Annotated in this window: 22 protein-coding genes; 8 read left to right on the top strand and 14 right to left on the bottom strand. The window is 59.6% G+C overall.

What is annotated here, in order from left to right; genetic code table 11:
• Positions 1–60 precede the first annotated feature (60 nt).
• The 6 genes from rplI to ppsA all read right to left on the bottom strand — a co-directional run bounded on the left by rplI (position 61) and on the right by ppsA (position 4,711).
• Entirely contained in the window at positions 61–513 is a 453-nt protein-coding gene (rplI, locus tag AC1DSF_RS14170) for a 50S ribosomal protein L9 (protein ID WP_478126860.1), read from the bottom strand.
• 13 nt (positions 514–526) lie between these two features.
• Positions 527–808, bottom strand: coding sequence for a 30S ribosomal protein S18 (gene rpsR, locus AC1DSF_RS14175; RefSeq protein WP_007830781.1), 282 nt, complete (start codon positions 806–808; stop codon positions 527–529).
• 21 nt (positions 809–829) lie between these two features.
• The gene (priB, locus tag AC1DSF_RS14180; RefSeq protein WP_478126861.1) at positions 830–1,132 is read right to left on the bottom strand and encodes a primosomal replication protein N; all 303 of its coding nucleotides are present in this window, start codon (positions 1,130–1,132) and stop codon (positions 830–832) included.
• Positions 1,133–1,136: 4 nt separating this feature from the next.
• Positions 1,137–1,511, bottom strand: a complete 375-nt coding sequence (rpsF, locus tag AC1DSF_RS14185; RefSeq protein ID WP_093109828.1) for a 30S ribosomal protein S6 — start codon at positions 1,509–1,511, stop codon at positions 1,137–1,139.
• Positions 1,512–1,608: 97 nt separating this feature from the next.
• Positions 1,609–2,109 carry a hypothetical protein gene (locus AC1DSF_RS14190; RefSeq protein ID WP_478126862.1) on the bottom strand — a complete coding sequence of 167 codons (501 nt, stop codon included), beginning with the start codon at positions 2,107–2,109 and terminating at the stop codon, positions 1,609–1,611.
• Positions 2,110–2,317: 208 nt separating this feature from the next.
• On the bottom strand, positions 2,318–4,711 hold the full coding sequence (ppsA, locus tag AC1DSF_RS14195) for a phosphoenolpyruvate synthase (RefSeq protein WP_478126863.1): 2,394 nt from the start codon (positions 4,709–4,711) through the stop codon (positions 2,318–2,320).
• A 187-nt stretch (positions 4,712–4,898) separates the two neighbouring features.
• Here ppsA and ppsR point away from each other — a divergent pair, with 187 nt between their 5' ends.
• Positions 4,899–5,720, top strand: coding sequence for a posphoenolpyruvate synthetase regulatory kinase/phosphorylase PpsR (gene ppsR / locus AC1DSF_RS14200; protein WP_478097142.1), 822 nt, complete (start codon positions 4,899–4,901; stop codon positions 5,718–5,720).
• A gap of 57 nt (positions 5,721–5,777) precedes the next feature.
• On the opposite strand, the gene ahpF is transcribed toward ppsR, so the two are convergent.
• Both ahpF and ahpC read right to left on the bottom strand, forming a co-directional pair.
• Positions 5,778–7,355, bottom strand: coding sequence for an alkyl hydroperoxide reductase subunit F (gene ahpF / locus AC1DSF_RS14205; protein WP_478126864.1), 1,578 nt, complete (start codon positions 7,353–7,355; stop codon positions 5,778–5,780).
• A gap of 82 nt (positions 7,356–7,437) precedes the next feature.
• On the bottom strand, positions 7,438–8,010 hold the full coding sequence (ahpC, locus tag AC1DSF_RS14210) for an alkyl hydroperoxide reductase subunit C (RefSeq protein ID WP_478126865.1): 573 nt from the start codon (positions 8,008–8,010) through the stop codon (positions 7,438–7,440).
• A gap of 244 nt (positions 8,011–8,254) precedes the next feature.
• Between ahpC and bfr the strand changes: the two genes are divergently transcribed.
• The 6 genes from bfr to hemP all read left to right on the top strand — a co-directional run bounded on the left by bfr (position 8,255) and on the right by hemP (position 11,424).
• Complete coding sequence (gene bfr, locus AC1DSF_RS14215; RefSeq protein ID WP_478126866.1) at positions 8,255–8,731, top strand: bacterioferritin; 477 nt, start codon at positions 8,255–8,257, stop codon at positions 8,729–8,731.
• Between the two features lie 157 nt (positions 8,732–8,888).
• Positions 8,889–9,161: a (2Fe-2S)-binding protein gene (locus AC1DSF_RS14220; protein WP_478126867.1), complete on the top strand. Its 273-nt coding sequence runs from the start codon at positions 8,889–8,891 to the stop codon at positions 9,159–9,161.
• A 100-nt stretch (positions 9,162–9,261) separates the two neighbouring features.
• Positions 9,262–9,960: an energy transducer TonB gene (locus tag AC1DSF_RS14225; RefSeq protein ID WP_478127082.1), complete on the top strand. Its 699-nt coding sequence runs from the start codon at positions 9,262–9,264 to the stop codon at positions 9,958–9,960.
• Positions 9,961–9,981: 21 nt separating this feature from the next.
• Complete coding sequence (locus AC1DSF_RS14230; protein ID WP_478126868.1) at positions 9,982–10,695, top strand: MotA/TolQ/ExbB proton channel family protein; 714 nt, start codon at positions 9,982–9,984, stop codon at positions 10,693–10,695.
• A gap of 5 nt (positions 10,696–10,700) precedes the next feature.
• Positions 10,701–11,114: an ExbD/TolR family protein gene (locus AC1DSF_RS14235; protein ID WP_478126869.1), complete on the top strand. Its 414-nt coding sequence runs from the start codon at positions 10,701–10,703 to the stop codon at positions 11,112–11,114.
• A gap of 91 nt (positions 11,115–11,205) precedes the next feature.
• Complete coding sequence (gene hemP, locus AC1DSF_RS14240) at positions 11,206–11,424, top strand: hemin uptake protein HemP (protein ID WP_478126870.1); 219 nt, start codon at positions 11,206–11,208, stop codon at positions 11,422–11,424.
• A 168-nt stretch (positions 11,425–11,592) separates the two neighbouring features.
• On the opposite strand, the gene AC1DSF_RS14245 is transcribed toward hemP, so the two are convergent.
• Complete coding sequence (locus AC1DSF_RS14245) at positions 11,593–12,000, bottom strand: GlcG/HbpS family heme-binding protein (RefSeq protein ID WP_478126871.1); 408 nt, start codon at positions 11,998–12,000, stop codon at positions 11,593–11,595.
• Between the two features lie 172 nt (positions 12,001–12,172).
• On the opposite strand from AC1DSF_RS14245, the gene AC1DSF_RS14250 reads away from it, so the two are divergent.
• Positions 12,173–12,874 (top strand): Bax inhibitor-1/YccA family protein, encoded by a 702-nt coding sequence (locus AC1DSF_RS14250; RefSeq protein ID WP_478126872.1) that lies wholly within the window; start codon positions 12,173–12,175, stop codon positions 12,872–12,874.
• Between the two features lie 48 nt (positions 12,875–12,922).
• Here AC1DSF_RS14250 and rlmD read toward each other — a convergent pair whose 3' ends face one another.
• From rlmD to surE, 5 genes are read right to left on the bottom strand one after another with little or no spacing between them, the layout of a single operon-like run.
• Positions 12,923–14,356 (bottom strand): 23S rRNA (uracil(1939)-C(5))-methyltransferase RlmD, encoded by a 1,434-nt coding sequence (rlmD, locus tag AC1DSF_RS14255; protein WP_478126873.1) that lies wholly within the window; start codon positions 14,354–14,356, stop codon positions 12,923–12,925.
• A 42-nt stretch (positions 14,357–14,398) separates the two neighbouring features.
• Entirely contained in the window at positions 14,399–15,442 is a 1,044-nt protein-coding gene (locus tag AC1DSF_RS14260) for a sigma-70 family RNA polymerase sigma factor (RefSeq protein ID WP_478126874.1), read from the bottom strand.
• Between the two features lie 6 nt (positions 15,443–15,448).
• A complete protein-coding gene (locus AC1DSF_RS14265; protein WP_478126875.1) occupies positions 15,449–16,399 on the bottom strand; it encodes a peptidoglycan DD-metalloendopeptidase family protein in 951 nt (316 codons plus the stop codon).
• Between the two features lie 11 nt (positions 16,400–16,410).
• Positions 16,411–17,184, bottom strand: coding sequence for a protein-L-isoaspartate(D-aspartate) O-methyltransferase (locus AC1DSF_RS14270; protein ID WP_478127083.1), 774 nt, complete (start codon positions 17,182–17,184; stop codon positions 16,411–16,413).
• Position 17,185: 1 nt separating this feature from the next.
• Positions 17,186–17,950, bottom strand: a complete 765-nt coding sequence (gene surE, locus AC1DSF_RS14275; RefSeq protein WP_478126876.1) for a 5'/3'-nucleotidase SurE — start codon at positions 17,948–17,950, stop codon at positions 17,186–17,188.
• Between the last annotated feature and the right edge of the window lie 40 nt (positions 17,951–17,990).

Raw genomic sequence — 17,990 nt, forward strand, 5'->3', positions numbered from 1 at the left:
GCGGCAGAAAAAAAGCCGCCCGAAGGCGGCTCTTGAGACGGGGATGAGCCCGCAGTTCGATCAGGCGCTTTCGCCGTACACCGTCACGGTGATTTCGACCACCACGTCCGTATGCAGTGCAACGCTGACGGTGCTGTCGCCGACGATCTTGATCGGACCGCTGGGCATGCGCACCTTCGACTTCGCAACCTTGTAGCCGAGCTTGTTGAGCTCCTCGGCGACATCGTGGTTGGTCACCGAACCAAACAGACGGCCATCAACGCCGGCCTTCTGCGTCAGCTTGACTGTCGTGCCCGCGAGCTTTTCGCCTTGAGCCTGGGACTCGGCCAACTTGGCGGCCGCGGCCTTTTCGAGTTCGACGCGCTTGGCTTCGAATTCGGCCTTGTTTGCCTCAGTGGCGCGACGCGCACGTCCGGTGGGGATCAGAAAATTCCGTGCATAACCGTCTTTGACTTTGACGATTTCGCCCAGCACACCAAGGTTGACGACCTTGTCCAGAAGAATGACTTGCATGTTGTCTTGCTCCTTAGACGCGGTGTTGGTCGCTGTACGGCACCATCGCGAGGAAGCGAGCGCGCTTGATGGCGGTGTTGAGTTGACGCTGGTAAATAGCGCGCGTGCCAGTCAGGCGAGCCGGAATGATCTTTCCGTTTTCGCTGATGAAATCACGCAAGGTGTCGATGTCCTTGTAATCGATTTCTTCGACGCCAGCGACGGTGAAGCGACAGAAGCGCTTGCGCTTGAAGAGCAGCGATTGTGTATTGCGCTTGGGGCGCTTGTCTTTGTTGAATTTCTTGAACGTGGCCATTTGAGGACCTCTTTTCGAAAATTAATCTTGCTGAAAATCCTGAATGTGCAAAACCGGATGCTTGCCGTTACCAGGAGTGGCGAGGAAACCCTGAAAACGCCAGAAACTTCCAAGAGCCTGCTTTGCGAGTCGCTCGGCTATTGCGCCGAACGCGACAGCTTTGATGGCTGTCTTGACCTGCCGGGGATGACCCACTTCGGCAATCGTCGACTCATGTTCGAGTCTCAAATCGACAGCAGGCAATCCGGCGGGGGTGAATCGCAAAGTTCCGATTTCGGCGACGCAGGCAGTCAGCACAAGCTGATTGGCTGCGGCGGCGCTCACACAATCAGTTGTTGTTGGCGGCGTATTCGGCCTGCTGAGCCTTGCGGGCTTCTTCGCGCTCTACAGTCTTCATCATTGAAGAAGGGCCGGTTTCGGCTTTCTTCTTGACAACGGTGAGGTGACGAAGAACGGCGTCGTTGAACTTGAACGCATGCTCCAGCTCGGCCATCACGGCTTGTTCAGCCTCGATGTTCACGCACAGGTAGTGTGCCTTGTTGAGCTTGTTGATCTGGTAAGCGAGCTGGCGACGGCCCCAGTCTTCAACACGGTGGACTTTGCCGCCGCCGGCAGTAATCAAGCCCTTGTACCGCTCCAGCATGGCCGGAACTTGTTCGCTTTGATCCGGATGGATCAGCAAGATGATTTCGTAGTGACGCATAGCGCTCCTTGTGGATCTTCCGTAGAAGGGATTAAGCCACCCGCAGCGTCGGTCGCGGTGTGGCAAGGCAAAGCCGGAAATTATAGCAGCGAGGCTGTCAATCGCCCGTCAGGGCGCGCTCCAAAGCCATGACTTTCTCCGGCCCCACAGCACTGCGGATCTTCGGGAGGAGATCGAGCAGTTCGTCGTAGTTGGAGGTCTTCTCTACTGACAGGTTGAGCCTGAATCCCCGCAATCCCAGGGCCCCGGTGAGTTGCGTGGCAATGGGATAGGCGTCTTTGTAGCGCTGCTGATTTGATCTTCCGTCGTCCTGTCGAGCGAGAACAAGCACCGGTGCGGGCTCGACGGGCGAGGATGAAATCTGCGCCGACGCCACAACCGAGTTGGGGGGTGCGGCAGACCCGAATGGAACGCCCAGTAGCCCAAGCTGAACAAGTTGGTCGATGTCTTCTCGGGCCACACCCACGCCGGCACCGATCACGTCGTCGACGCAGCGTTTTCCGTCGAAAAGAATAAATGCCGATCGCTGCCGCGCAGTCAGCGGCAGTGATCGATCCTTGAGCACCCGATGCCCGGCCTCTGTCTTTACAAGAATCATGATTTCGACGCCAAAGTCTGAAGTCGCAAACGCCGGCCGGCCGGCCGGCGCGTGTGCGCTCCGCAACTGCACTCCCTTGGAGCCGAGTTTGACACCAAAGATGCGTCAATTTGTAAAAGCAGCAACCTGACGCCACCATTACAGCCGGCGGCGTGACGTAAGTCGTTGCGTGGCAGTCACACAGTCGGAGCGCTCTGCTCCGACGTGCCTAGCGCGCTGCGAGTTGCTTCCAGGTGTCGATGACGCTGTCGGGGTTGAGCGAAATCGATTCGATACCCTGCTCTGCGAGCCACTGAGCGAAATCCGGGTGATCGCTAGGGCCCTGGCCGCAGATGCCAACGTATTTGCCTTCGGCTTTGCACGCCTTGATCACGCGACCGAGCAGTGCCTTGACAGCAGGATCCCGCTCATCGAAATCGGCCGCTAGCAACTCCAGGCCGGAGTCGCGATCCAGACCGAGCGTGAGTTGCGTCAAATCGTTCGATCCGATCGAGAAGCCATCGAAGTACTTCAGGAATTCCTCTGGGAGGATGGCATTGCTAGGTACCTCGCACATCATGATCAGCTTGAGCTCGTTTTCGCCTCGCTTGAGACCGTGGTCGCCCAGCAACTCAGTCACGCGCTTGGCTTGGCCCAGCGTCCGCACAAAAGGCACCATGATCTGAACGTTGGTCAGGCCCATCTCATTGCGAACTCGCTTGAGCGCTTCGCATTCCATGGCGAAGGCTTCGCCAAAATCGTCGCTGAGGTACCGCGCCGCACCGCGGAAGCCGAGCATCGGGTTTTCTTCTTCGGGTTCGTAGCGGCTGCCGCCGATCAGCTTGCGGTATTCATTCGACTTGAAATCCGAAAGCCGAACAATGACGGGCTTCGGCCAGAATGCGGCACCGATCGTCGCGATGCCTTCTGCCACCTTGTCGACATAGAACGCCCGCGGAGATGCGTGGCCGCGCGCAACTGATTCGACCGCCTTTTTGAGATCGACGTCCACGTTTGGATAGTCGAGGATCGCCTTGGGGTGCACCCCAATGTTGTTGTTGATGATGAACTCGAGCCGAGCCAGGCCCACGCCATGGTTCGGCAATTGGGCAAAGTCGAAGGCCAACTGCGGATTGCCGACGTTCATCATGATCTTAAGGTCGATCTCTGGCATTTCTCCACGCTTGACTTCGGTCACTTCGGTTTCGAGAAGCCCGTCGTAGATGAAGCCCGTGTCCCCTTCGGCGCAGCTCACCGTGACAAGCGTGCCGTCCTTGAGGAGATCCGTGGCATCGCCGCAACCGACCACCGCCGGAATGCCAAGTTCGCGTGCAATGATGGCCGCATGGCAGGTGCGCCCGCCGCGGTTCGTAACGATGGCAGCCGCACGCTTCATGACCGGTTCCCAGTTGGGGTCAGTCATGTCGGTCACCAGCACGTCGCCAGGTTGCACCTTGTCCATTTCGCTGATGCTGTGCACCAGGCGGACGGGACCGGTTCCGATCTTCTGGCCGATGGCGCGGCCCTCTGCCAGCACGGCGCCCTTGCCAAGCAGCTTGTATCGCTGTTCGGCCTTGCCCTGCTGCTGGCTCTTGACGGTCTCCGGGCGCGCTTGAAGGATGTAGATCTGTCCGTCGGTGCCGTCCTTGCCCCACTCGATATCCATCGGACGGCCGTAGTGCTCTTCGATCACAAGTGCGTACTTCGCAAGCTGCTCGACTTCGGCGTCTGTCAGTGAATAGCGGTTGCGCTGCTCGGCCGGCACGTCGGTCGTATTGACCAGCTTGCCGCTCGCTGCCTTCTGAGCCGCAGTTGCGAATTCCATCTGGATCAGCTTCGAACCGAGGTTCCGGCGAATGACCGCTCGTTTGCCTGCTTTCAGGGTGGGCTTGTGCACATAGAACTCGTCAGGGTTGACGGCCCCCTGCACCACGGTTTCGCCGAGACCATAGCTGGACGTGATGAAAACTACGTCCTCGAAGCCTGATTCGGTATCGATGGTGAACATCACGCCGGCCGCGCCCAGATCGCTGCGAACCATACGCTGCACACCCGCCGAAAGCGCCACCACGTCGTGCGCGAACCCCTTGTGAACGCGATAGCTGATCGCACGATCGTTGTAGAGCGACGCGAAGACCTCTTTCATCTTGTGAAGAACGTCGTCGATACCGACCACATTGAGGAAGGTCTCCTGCTGACCTGCGAAAGATGCATCCGGCAGGTCTTCGGCCGTTGCGGATGAGCGAACAGCGAAGCTGGCCTGGGGGTTGCCGGCCGAGAGGGTGGCGAATGCGGCTGCGATAGCCTTCTGCAGGTCCGCGGGAAAGGGCTGGTTCTCGACCATAGCGCGAATTTCGGCCCCGGCTGCGGCGAGGGCTCGCACATCATCAGTGTCGAGCTTTGCAAGCCTCGCACTGATCTTGTCGGCCAGTCCGTCGTGCGCGAGAAATTGCCGGAACGCGTGTGCGGTCGTCGCAAAGCCGGTAGGAACGCGCACGCCCTGGGGCAGTTGAGAAATCATCTCGCCGAGGCTGGCGTTTTTGCCACCAACCGACTCGACGTCGGTCATCCTCAGGTTTTCGAACGGTACGACCAGGGCGGTCGCTTCGAAGAGTGCAGACATGGGAAAGCTCCAGAAGTTGAAACTGATGCTGCATGCAGACGGCGCAACGCGATCATTCTTCTTGCTTGGGGCGCTGACGAGGGTGCATGGAAGGATTTCGACGGGAACGGCGTTCGGCATTCCCGATAATGGGCCGAATTGTAGGCGCGCCACGGACCGGCGCGCCTACGGACAAGGCAGCCATACCATGCACACCCGCACTGTTTTCTTCGTCTCCGACGGCACCGGCATTACCGCCGAAACCTTCGGGAATGCCGTCCTTGCCCAATTTGAAATGAAGCCCCGCCACGTGCGGCTACCCTTCACGGACACGGTCGACAAGGCGCACCAGGCGGTTCGACGGATCAACCACACGGCCGAAGTAGAAGGGCTGCGCCCTATCGTCTTCACCACGCTGGCCAATATGGAGGTCCTCGAGGTGATCGAAACCGGCTGCAAGGGCATGCTGCTCGACATGTTCGGCACATTCGTCCGGCCGCTCGAAATCGAGTTAGCGATGAAGTCAAATCATCGGATCGGCCGTTTCAGCGATGTGAGCAAGAGCAAGGAATACAACGAGCGGATTCAGGCCATCGATTTCAGCCTTGCACATGACGATGGCCAGAGCAACCGAGACCTTGATGGAGCGGATGTGATCCTCGTCGGCGTCAGCCGCAGCGGAAAGACCCCCACTTCGCTCTATCTCGCCATGCAGCATGGCCTCAAAGCCGCAAACTACCCGCTGATCCCCGAGGATTTCGATCGCCGCCAGCTGCCGCCCGCTCTGCTACCGCACCGCAAGAAGATCTTCGGCCTCACGATTCAACCTGAGCGGCTGAGCGAAATCCGTAACGAGCGGCGGCCGAACTCTCGCTATGCCAGTATCGAGAACTGCCGACATGAAGTCAGCGAGGCGGAGGCAATGATGCGCCGGGCCGGCATCCGATGGCTGTCGACCACGACCAAATCCATCGAAGAGATCGCGACGACCATCCTGCAGGAACTGCGTCCTGAACGACTGACGTACTGAACTCAGTGCCAATCGGCTCTCTGCCGGTTGGCGAGTTTTGCGCGAAGGCGAGCGGCGTCAGGCGGTGACTGCCTCTTCGGCAGGCGCCGAGGTTCGAATCAGGTGATCAAATGCGCTGAGCGCTGCCTTGGCACCGTCTCCCGCTGCAATGATGATTTGCTTGAACGGCACTGTCGTCGCATCGCCCGCGGCAAAGACACCCGGCACAGACGTTTGCCCCTTGGCATCGACCACGATCTCGCCGTGTTTCGACAGTTCGACGGTGCCCTTGAGCCAATCTGTATTGGGCACAAGACCGATCTGGATGAACACGCCTTCAAGCGGCACGGTGTGACTCTCGCCGCTCGCGCGATCCTTGTAGACCAGGCCGCTGACCTTCTGGTTGTCGCCCGTGATCTCGGTGGTCTGCGCATTCGTGATCACCTTCACATTCGACATGCTGCGCAGCTTTCGCTGCAATACCGCATCGGCTCGCAGTTGCGTGTCGAACTCGATGAGCGTGACGTGCCCCACGATTCCGGCAAGGTCGATGGCCGCCTCAACCCCTGAATTGCCGCCGCCGATCACCGCCACGCGCTTCCCCTTGAACAGGGGACCGTCACAGTGCGGGCAGTAGGCCACGCCCTTGTTCTTGTACTCGTGCTCACCTGGCACGTTGATGTTGCGCCAGCGCGCGCCGGTTGAAATCACTACCGAGCGGCTCTTCAGGGAAGCGCCGTTTTCGAGCTTCACCTCGATGTAGTCATTGCCCGGCACCAAAGCAGCAGCACGCTGCAGGTTCATGATGTCGACTTCGTAGTCGCGCACATGTTCTTCAAGCGCGAGGGCGAACTTGGGCCCTTCGGTTTCTCGGATCGATATGAAGTTTTCGATGCCCATCGTGTCAAGCACCTGCCCGCCGAAGCGCTCCGACGCAACGCCGGTGCGGATGCCCTTTCTCGCTGCATACACGGCCGCAGCGGCTCCAGCCGGCCCGCCGCCGACGATCAACACATCGAAGGGTTCCTTGGCGGCAATCTTCTTCGCCTCGCGCTCGACTCCGCTAGTGTCGATCTTTGCGAGGATCTCTTCCAGGCTCATGCGACCCTGACCGAATTCTGTGCCATTGAGGAAGACGGTCGGTACCGCCATGACCTGTCGCTCCTTGACCTCGTCCTGGAAAAGCGACCCATCAATCATGGTCGTCTTGATGCGCGGGTTCTGAACAGCCATCAGGTTAAGCGCCTGAACGACGTCAGGGCAGTTGTGGCAAGTCAGCGAAATGTAGATTTCGAATTCGAAATCTCCATCAAGCCCGCGAATCTGTTGCAGCACCGCCTCATCCACCTTGGGCGGATATCCACCGACCTGCAGCAGCGCAAGCACCAGCGAAGTGAATTCATGACCCATCGGCAAGCCTGCAAAGCGGGGGCCGTGGTTTTCACTCGGACGATTGATCGAGAACGAAGGCTTGCGATGGTTGTCGTCCCGGCTCTCCGTGATCTTCACCAGCGGAGACGACTCAGCAATGTCTTTCAGCAGCGATTGCAAATCGCTCGATGCCTTGCTCTCGTCGAGCGAAGCCACGATTTCGATTGGTTGAGCGATGCGATCGAGGTAGCTTTTGAGTTGCGATTTGGTGCCGGCGTCGAGCATGGTGGGACTCTCTCTTGGTGGTGCGAACGGAATAAAAAAGGCCCGGGAGCTATGCGCCCGGGCCGCGGCGCACGGAGGCGACTTAGATCTTGCCGACCAGGTCGAACGAAGGCTTCAGCGTTTCGGCGCCTTCAGTCCACTTGGCGGGGCAGACTTCGCCAGGATGTGCTGCAACGTATTGCGCGGCTTTCACGCGGCGCAGCAGTTCGGCAGCGTCGCGCCCGATTCCGTTGTCATGCACTTCGATGGTCTTGATCTTGCCCTCGGGGTCGATCACGAACGTGCCACGGTAGGCGAGGCCGGCGTCTTCGCCCTCTTCGATCAGCACCTGGAAGGCGCGGGCAAGTTGCTGGCTGGGGTCGCCGATCAGCGGATATTGGACCTTTGCAATGGTGTCCGATGTGTCGTGCCATGCCTTGTGCGTGAAGTGCGTGTCAGTCGACACACCATAAACCTCAACGCCGAGTTTCTGGAACTCTGCGTAGTGGTCGGCAAGGTCGCCGAGTTCGGTCGGGCACACGAACGTGAAGTCGGCCGGGTAGAACACCACGACAGACCATTTTCCCTTGAAGTTCTCGTTGCTAACCGGCACGAACTTGCCGTTGTGATACGCGGTGGCCTTGAACGGGACGATTTCGGTATTGATCAGGGACATGTTTACTTCCTTGGTGGCTGATGAAATGGGCGAGCAGTGAGTATAGCTACCAGATCTACTATTTCAATAGTCATTTGCTATGAAAAGTATGCCTGTCACCTATTGGGCCGCTCCCCGGAGCTCGAATTTCGGCGAATGCGAACAGGTATGAGCCTCAAACGCATGCCGAGCGCTCCAGCATGGGATTGCTTGCGCCCCGTCCCCACGCGCTCACAATCGACCCTTTCAAGAACAAGGAAAATCCATGAAGGGCGACCCTCAAGTCATCGATCATCTCCAGGCGCAACTCAAGAACGAGCTGACAGCGATCAACCAGTACTTTCTTCACTATCGGATGCTCAAGCATTGGGGCTTGGACAAGCTCGCAAAGAAAGAGTACGAAGAGTCGATCGGCGAGATGAAACACGCCGACAAGCTCATGGATCGCATCTTCATGCTGGATGGGCTACCCAACTTGCAAGATTTGGCCAAGCTCAACGTCGGCGAAGACGTGCCGGAGATTCTGGAGTGCGACTTGAAGGCGGAAACGGGCGCTCAAGCAACGATCAAGGCTGGAATCGCCCACTGCGAAGCTGTACGCGACTATGTCTCACGGGATCTTCTGCAGGAGATCCTGGACGACACGGAAGAACATATCGACTTCCTGGAGACGCAAATCGACCTCGTCGACAAGGTGGGACTTCAGAACTATCTGCAAGCGCAGATGGGGGAGATCGACTAGCTTTGCCTGAGGCGATGCACGTGGGGCTTGCCCCGATTTTTTTTGGGACTTTGTGCGTTGGGAACGGTCGCCCTACTCGGTCCATAGTTATTGCAAATGCGAAGAATTCGTATTTATAATGAACCCGTTCCCAACAGCCAGCGAAGTCGCTTCAACCATGATCGTTTGTGTATGCCGCCGAGTCTCCGACCGCGAAATCGCACGTCATGTGCGGGCCGGCATGAGCTTTGATGAAGTGCAGTTTGAACTCGGCGTGGCCACGCAGTGTGGCCAATGTGAAGGCTGTGCACGCGATGTCGTCGCCCAGTGCAGCGCCTTGCATCCCGTCGCTGCGCTCAGTCGCGAAACGAACCAAAGGGCGATCCATCTTGCCGATTCCATCCAGGAAAGCAACGCATGGAACTGTTCGCAGCACTCGGTGGCAGTCTGATCTTCGTAGCTGGTTCGACCTGGTGGATCTTTCGCAAGTAGTTCGCTAAGTGGTCTGCTGATGCGGAGCGCTCAAAGAGTGCTTCCTTATCGAAAAATTGATTGTGTCTGACCGCTTCTCCTCCCCCTCCACTTCGGTCCTTGGGCTGTCGCGCAATGCTGTTATCGCGGGAGGTGTGGTTCTCGCGCACCTCGCGGCTTTATGGGCGCTTCAAAGCGGCCTTCTGCGGCGGGCTGCGGAAGTGGTCATTCCGGTCGAGATCCTGAGCGAATTCATCGAGCCGCCCAAGCCTGTTGATCCGCCGCCTCCACCCCCGCCCCCACCGCCGGAGCCGAAACGGCAAATCACGAAAACGCCACCTCCGCCCAGACCGCAGGCCATTCGAGAACCCAAGCCGACTCCGGCACCCAGTGCGCCGACCGGCAGCATCGAACCGCCGCCCCCACCTGCACCGATTGCGCCCCCGGCTCCACCGGAGCCGCCCGCCCCTGCACCTGCGCCGCCTGCGCCGCCATCGGTCCAATTGCCGTCAAGCGACGCCGACTATCTGCAGAACCCGAAGCCGGTTTTTCCTGCCATTAGTAGGCGGCTTGGCGAGCAGGGCAAGACGGTCGTGCGCGTGCTGATTGGCGTCGATGGTCTGCCCAAGCGGGCGAGCATCCAGACGTCGAGCGGCTACGAACGCCTGGATGAGGCAGCGCGCAATGCTGTGATGTCTTGGCGCTTCGTACCGGGAAAACGCGACGGCGTCGTCGAATCCATGGAATTCAATGTGCCGATCAACTGGGTACTTAAATAATTTTTTCTGGAGCAACTTCGTATGAACTCGCAATTCGGCCTGATGAATGTCTGGCATCAGGGTGACTTCGTTACCAAGGCGGTCGCTCTCTTGTTGATCGGCATGTCACTGGCGTCATGGGTAGTGATCATCATCAAAGCGCTGGATGTGATCAGGTACAAGCGCTTGGCCAAGCACTCGCAGGACTTCTGGCATAGCGAGGACTTTGCAACTGCACTCAATAAGCTCGGCAAGGACGACAGCAATCCGTTTCGTGCGCTTGCACTGGAAGGCCGAGAAGCCGCGGCGCATCACCGCAACACCAAAGCTCACCTCCATGATGCGCTCGACGTCAGCGACTGGATTACGCGCGCCCTTCGCAATGGCATCGATGAATTCACAGCGCGGCTTCAGACCGGGCTCGCAGTGTTGGCGTCAGTCGGTTCGACTGCTCCGTTCATTGGCTTGTTCGGCACGGTCTGGGGCATCTATCACGCCTTGATGAGCATCGGTTCCGCCGGTCAGGCAACAATCGACAAGGTGGCCGGACCGATCGGAGAAGCGTTGATCATGACGGCGCTAGGTCTCGCCGTGGCCATTCCCGCGGTACTGGGCTACAACGCGCTGGTCCGCGGCAACAAATTCGTACTAACCAAGCTCAACAGCTTTGCGCATGATCTGCACGCGTATTTCGTCACGGGCGCAAGAGTGCAAAGCGGCGGCGAAGCGACGGTCGTTCCACTCAAGAAGGGCTGAGCACCATGGCGTTCGGAACACAAGATGAACCCGATGAAGTGATGAACGAAATAAATATGACGCCGTTGGTCGATGTCATGTTGGTCTTGCTGATCATTTTCATCATCACCGTGCCGGTCATGAAGCATGCGGTAAATATCGACTTGCCGAGAGCCACGAGTGAGCCCGAGCAGGCCAAACCTCAGAACGTCTTGTTCACCGTGGCGGCGGACGGCACCTATTTCTGGAACGACCAGAAGATCGAGGATTCCGAACTGGCGGGGCGCCTCGCTGTCGAAGCGGCCAAAGAACCGCAGCCAGAGCTGCATATTCGCGGAGACAAGGCAGTCCGGTATGAACGCGTGGCTCAGGCAATGTCTGCCGCTCGTCAAGCGGGTGTACGCAAGATCGGCTTCATCACCGAGCCGGAGCCCAGATAGGAGTTCGGACGAAAGGTCGATCAGTTCGTTGACTTTTTGTTGAGAATAATTATCATTTGCAAATCGCCCGATAAACCCGGCAAGACACTTCATGCAAACCTCGCCCAACTCCCTCTCCGTCTCGAGTCATCGTTCGCTGGATCATGTCGGCCGTAGTAGAGCTTCGACTGTCGACGATTCAATAGGCCTACCGTCATTGGTCGAGAGCACCGAACTGCTCAAGGGCGGCAAGACGGTGGGTATTCTGCACAATGGTTCGCTCTATCGGCTGCAAGCCACCAAGCTGGGCAAGCTGATCCTGACCAAATAGTGGCCATTTCGATTTCGCGCAAGTTTCATCGTGGGGCGACCAAAGGAGAATCCTCCCAGGGTCGTTTTAGCTAGCCAACGGTTCGCCGACAGCCATGCTTTTTTTCCACGTTTGTCGATCAAACAAAAAAACGCCGACGCAGAGTCGGCGTTTTCGTTTGAGTCGCTGTCAGAGGCCAATTGCAGCAATACCAGCGCGTGCGATTTGCGCATCTTCATTGGACTTGACACCGCTTACCCCGACCGCGCCGATCACGTGACCGTCTTTCACGATCGGCACCCCACCTTCAAGCAATCCTTGGATGCCCGGCGCTGTCAAGAACGAGGTACGACCGCCGTTGATCATGTCCTCATACGTCTTGCTTTCGCGTCGCCCTATGGCGGCGGTGTGCGCCTTGGCAGGCGCAATGTGCGATGAAAGCGCTGCGGCCCCATCGAGCCGCTGCAGCCACAACAAGTTTCCGCCGTCGTCTGCGATGGCGATGGTGACAGCCCAATTGTTCTTGAGCGCCTCAGCCTCCGCTGCTGAAGCGATGGCCTTGACATCGGCGAGTTCGAGAAAGGACTTGGACTTCATGATCTTCAGGAAAAGTTGAGTAACCCGAGAGCATAGCGCTCGCTTTATCCCAGGCTCCGGTGCCCCCGGCAGCTAAGACCATCTCGGCGCAGGTATTTGTGATTTGACTCCCTTGCAACGACCTAGAATGCGCCCAACTGCAGCGTTGCAGCACATACCTGGAGTTTCAGCAATGAACGACCGTGTCACTACCCTCGATACCTCCTCCGCTTACGGCCGGCCGCTAGCCCAAGCGGATCGGCAGCGCGTACTGCGCAACACCTACTGGCTGCTTGCTCTGAGCCTGCTGCCCACCGTGCTCGGCGCCTGGCTTGGCGTCGCGACCGGAATCACTCGCAGCCTCACGGGCGGACTCGGGCTCATGGTGTTCATGGGCGGTGCCTTCGGCTTCATGTTTGCGATCGAAAAGACGAAGAACTCGGCTGCGGGCGTTCCCGTTTTGCTGGGTTTCACCTTCTTCATGGGCCTGATGCTCTCGCGCCTGATCGCAATGGTGCTCGGGTTCAAGAACGGCTCCGAACTCATCATGACCGCCTTCGGGGGTACCGCGGGAGTGTTCTTCCTGATGGCTTCTCTCGCCACGGTGATCAAGCGAGACCTCTCGGGTATGGCTAAGTGGCTCTTTGTAGGCGCGATGGTTCTGATGGTGGGCGCGATCATCAACGTGTTCGTCGGTTCGAGCGCGGGCATGCTGGCGATCTCGGTCGTCGCCATTGGAATTTTCTCTGCCTACATGCTGTACGACCTGAAGCAGATCATCGACGGCGGCGAGACCAATTACATCAGCGCGACGCTCGCGTTGTACCTCGACCTATTCAACGTGTTCCAGAGCCTGCTGATGCTGCTCGGTATTTTCGGCGGCGACCGCGACTGAACAATTTCGACCTAAACCAAAAAGGGCCCGCAGCAGCGGGCCCTTTTTTCATGCGCGGTCGAACACCGCTATAGATTCAACGTGTGCCGTATGAGGAAACATGTTGACCACACCGGCGAACGTACACCGATAGCCCGCTTGATGCACCAGAAGCCCCGCATCACGGGCAAGCGTCGAAGGGTTGCAGCTCACGTAGACAATCCGCTTCGGAGGTGTCCATTCTTCTCGCCCAAGCAAAGCCTGCTGATGGAGATCGGCGAGCGCCTTGGCGAGTGCGAATGCTCCCTCGCGCGGCGGATCCACGAGCCACTTTTCAGCAGCACCGTCTGCCATGAGCCTCTCAGGCGTCATGTCGAACAAGTTGCGTGCGACGAAGCTCGTCGCCGCGAGCGGCCGCCGGCCAGGGGTCGCCGCTCGATTGCGTTCGAAGTTTTCGGTGGCGCGCGCGACCAGCGTGTCGCTGCCTTCAATCCCCAGTACTTCACGCGCCCGGCTCGCAAGTGGCAGCGTGAAATTGCCAAGCCCGCAGAACCAGTCGATCACGCGTTCGTCAGACCTCACATCGAGCAGTCGAAGCGCCCGACCGACGAGCACACGATTGATATGCGGATTGACCTGCGTGAAATCGGTCGGTTTGAACGGCATCCTCACGCCGAACTCGGGCAATTCATAAGCCAGAAGGGTGCCGCCCTCTTCCAGCAATTTCACCGTCTCGGGGCCTTTGGACTGCAGCCACCACTGGACGCCTGAGTGCTGCGCCGCAAATGTCTTCAGCCGAGCAACGTCAGCATTGGACAGCGGTTCCAAATGCCTCAGCACGAGTGCGATGACGCCCAGACCAAGGCCATCCGGTGCGTCGCCGCAGGCCAGTTCAATTTGCGGACAGGTTTCGCGAGCGTCCATCGAGCCGATGAGTTCACGCAGAGGCATCAGCATCTCGCTGACCTGCACTGGCAACACGGGGCATACCTTCATGTCCGCCAAATAGCGACTCTTGCGTTCGTGGAAGCCGATCAGCACGGTTCCTTTTTTCACGACGTGGCGCACGGACAGGCGCGCCCGATAGCGGTAGTGCCAGGCGGGTCCTTCGAGCGGACGCAGGATGTTGTCGGGCCGCACCTTCCCGAGGTGCCAAAGGTTGTCTTCAAGCGCGCGCTGCTTCACAGCAACCTGCGCGGCCGCGTCGAGATGCTGCATCTTGCAGCCACCGCAAGCGCCTGCGTGCAAACCGAAGTGCGGGCAGCCCGGCCGCACTCGCTGCGACGATTCGCGACCAATGGTCGTCACGGTGCCCTGCTCCCAATTGTTCTTCTTGCGATGAACGTTGAACTGCACCTCTTCGAAGGGCAAGGCACCTTCGATGAACACCACCATACCGTCCGCTTTGTGAGCGACGCCTTGCGCGTCGAGGTCGAGCGATTCGACCTGCAGCCATTCACCGCTCGAGCGCTGCGCCTCTTTCTTTTCTTTCGAATCCGTCATGCCCGAATTGTCTCAGGCCGCGGGAGGGGATCATCCCAGGTCTTATAAAAGTGCGTCGCGCTGCACACCGGCGCGAGCCAGTTGTCGCCGCATCTTCGCAAGCGCCTCATTCTGGATCTGTCGAACGCGTTCACGCGTGAGGCCAAGACGCGCACTCAGCACCTCGAGTGTTTCTGGATCGCGATCATGCAGACCGAAGCGCCCTTCCAGGACCTCTCGCTCGCGCTCGTTCAGAACGCGGATCCACTGATCGAGAAGCTTCTCTATTTCGTGCGTCTGCGTAACGCCTGTCGGGTCGGCACCGTCATCGACCGAAGCCACGATATCGGCGAGCGTAAAGCTTTCATCGCCACGTTCGCTGCCTGCGTCCAGCGAACGCGGCGCCTCCGCGAGCGCCATCAGGTCCGCCACCGCTTGCACCTCAAGGCCCAGGAATACAGCCACGTCTTCGACGCGCACGCCGTCGGGTCGGCGAGCGAGAAATTCTGGATCGCCTTCCAGCGCACGGCGCGCGCGCATCAACTGCTGGAGTTCGCGCACGACATGCACCGGCAATCGGATGGCGCGCGCCTGCATCATTGCCGCACGTTCGATGGACTGCCGAATCCACCACGTCGCATAGGTCGAGAAGCGGAACCCGCGCTCCGGCTCGAACTTGTTGATCGCATGCATCAGGCCGAGATTGCCTTCCTCGATCAGATCGCCCATTGGGACGCCGCGTCCGAGATAGCCCTTTGCGATGTTGACCACCAGACGAAGGTTGTGCTCGATCATCGATTGCCGCGCGGAAAAGTTGCCGCTTCGCGCCGCGCAGGCGGTTCGATACTCTTCTTCCGGAGTGAAAAGCTGGGTTCGGCGGACTTCGCGCAAGTAGAGCGTCAGCGAATCGCCGCCTTCGCCCGCCGTATCAACCAGGGTCGCATCGCGCGGATTTCCGATGTGCTTCTCTTCGCCGCTCCCGCCTAAATCGCCCTGGAAGGTGATCCGTTCAGTGTCGGTGAGTTGCGCGGGACCGAAAGCCGCAGTGCCGCCGTCGCCCGCCGCTCGCCGCACGGCCGCAGTGCGATAAGGGCGGGAAGCGGCCATGGCATGCTAGCGCTGTGGCAGGTACCGAGCCGGGTCGACCGGCTTGCCCTGACGACGAATTTCAAAGTGCAGCTTCACTCGGTCTGCGTCGCTGTTGCCCATTTCCGCGATCTTCTGTCCCTTTTGAACGGACTGATCTTCCTTGACCAGCAGTGTGCGGTTGTGCGCGTAAGCAGTGAGATAGGTGTTGTTGTGCTTGAGGATGATGAGGTTGCCATAGCCCCTCAAGCCCGCACCCGCGTAGACCACCCGGCCATCGGCCGCGGCGAGTACAGAGTCGCCAGCCTTGCCGCTAATATCGAGGCCCTTGTTCTTGGCTTCGTCGAAGCCGGCGATCAACGAACCTTGCGCCGGCCAGATCCAGCCCACATCTTCGTCACCGGATGCCGCAGCTGCGGGCGATGTTGGCGACGCTGTGATGGGCGAAGCTGGCTTTGCCGCTGCGGAGGCACCCGCCGCCGCTGCTGCCGCGGCAGTTGCCGGCGCTACGATGGGCTGCGTGACTGGCCGAGTGACGACGCCGGATGCTTCCGCACCGGCAGCCGCCGAAGCAGGCGATCCTGCAGCCGTCGCGCCTCCGGGGGCTGGAGGAATGACGCGCAACACTTGGCCGACTTCGATCAGATCGGGATTGTCGAGATTGTTCCAGCGCGCGATGTTCTGCCAGCTCTGGCCCGTTTCGGTGCCGATGCGGCGGATGGTGTCACCAGGACGAACGGCGTAATAGCCAGGCTTGCCATAGTTCTCGATTCCGGGAAGCGGCTTGCCCGACGCATCGGTGGTGATGGGGGGAACGCCCGGCGTCGCGCTTGCATTCGACCCTGCGACCGGTGCACGCGTCATGGTGCCGCGGTCTTCGACTGGCACCTGACCGCGTGGTGCTCCACACCCCGCAATCACGAGCGCGGACACCAGCGTCACGCCGGCGAGCCAGCCCCGATTGCCAAAACCCTGCATGTGTTCTTCCTTCAAGCAATTCCCGATTTTAGGGGGACAAAGTGGACCGCCTCAAGAATGCGGCGCTCGAGTCCGCGGGCAGTTTTATCGATCACGACCAAAGCTTGTCCGCCGGTCGCGGATGATGTCGGGGCAACGATCCGGCCACCTACCGCAAGCTGTGTGACCCACGCCTCGGGCACCGTCTCTCCGCCCGCCGCCGCAATGATGGCGGCGTACGGCGCACCTTTGGCGTACCCCACCATCCCATCGCCCAGCAGAAGGTGCACAGTGGCCAAGCGGAAGGGCCGCAGGTTTGCACGAGCACGCTCATGCAGTCCTCGCAAACGCTCGATGCTGTAAACCTCGCTTGCCACTAGACCAAGCACCGCGGCCTGATAGCCACAACCGGTGCCGATCTCGAGCACCCGGCCCAACCGCTGCGCAGGCTTGTTCGCCAAGGCAGGCGCACCAAGCAGCAACTCGATCATCCGTGCGACCACGTTCGGTTTCGAGATTGTTTGGCCCAAGCCGATAGGCAGGCTCGTGTCTTCGTAGGCCTGGTTGACCAACGCGCTGTCGACGAACCGATGCCGTTCAACCGTTCCCATTGCTCGCAGCACGCGTCCGTCCGCGATGCCCTGCGCGGCAAGGCGCTGAACCATGCGCGCGCGCACCGCATCGGATGCCATCGAGGGCGCTCCTTGAATCATCGGTCTGGTGGGCGTCAAGGGTGCCCGGCTGGGAGCGGGAGAAGAGGCCGACGATGTCAGCCGCACGGGAAATCCAGGTCGCTGTGCCGCCATGTCAGGATGGCTCACCCAGCCGAGCCACCGTGTCGCGCCACTGGTCGAGATGAGCGTGATCAGTCAGGTCGATCTGCAGTGGCGTCAGCGCGATATGCCCCGCTGCTGTTGCGTAAAAATCAGTGCCTTCGCCGCTGTCCTTGGCGCCACCTGCCCCGGCGATCCAATACATCGTCTCACCGCGCGGACTGTCCTGCGTGATCACCTTCTCAGCCGAGTGGCGGCGTCCCAACCTGCAGACCTTGACCGACTTCAGTGCATCGAAGGGAAGGTTCGGCACGTTGACGTTCAACAGAAACGCGCCGCCTCCGAGCATCTGATCCCGCTCGATCTGCTCGACCAAGCGCTGCGCAGCACGAGCGGCAGCGTCGATGTGCGCCCATCCTTTTTCGATTTGCGAGAAGGCAATGGCGGGGATGCCGAAAAGATATGCCTCCATCGCAGCCCCGACGGTGCCCGAGTAGATCGTGTCGTCGCCCATGTTGGCACCGTTGTTGATGCCGGAGACAACCAGGTCCGGTCGATAGCCGAGAAGGCCCTTCAGAGCGACATGCACGCAGTCGGCCGGTGTTCCCGTGACGTAGCGAAACCCGTTGTGCGCGGTGTGCACGTACAGAGGCGCCGCCAACGTGAGCGCATTCGACTTGGCGCTGTTGTTGTGCTCAGGCGCGACCACTTCGACTTCCGCAATCTCCTTCAGCGCATCGTGCAAGGCAACGAGGCCAGGAGCCTGGTAACCATCGTCGTTTGAAATAAGTATTTTCATGGCGTCTATGGGTCCGCGCGATTGTAGGCGGCGGACGCGT

The sequence above is a fragment of the Variovorax sp. 01N429 genome, from assembly GCF_056399425.1.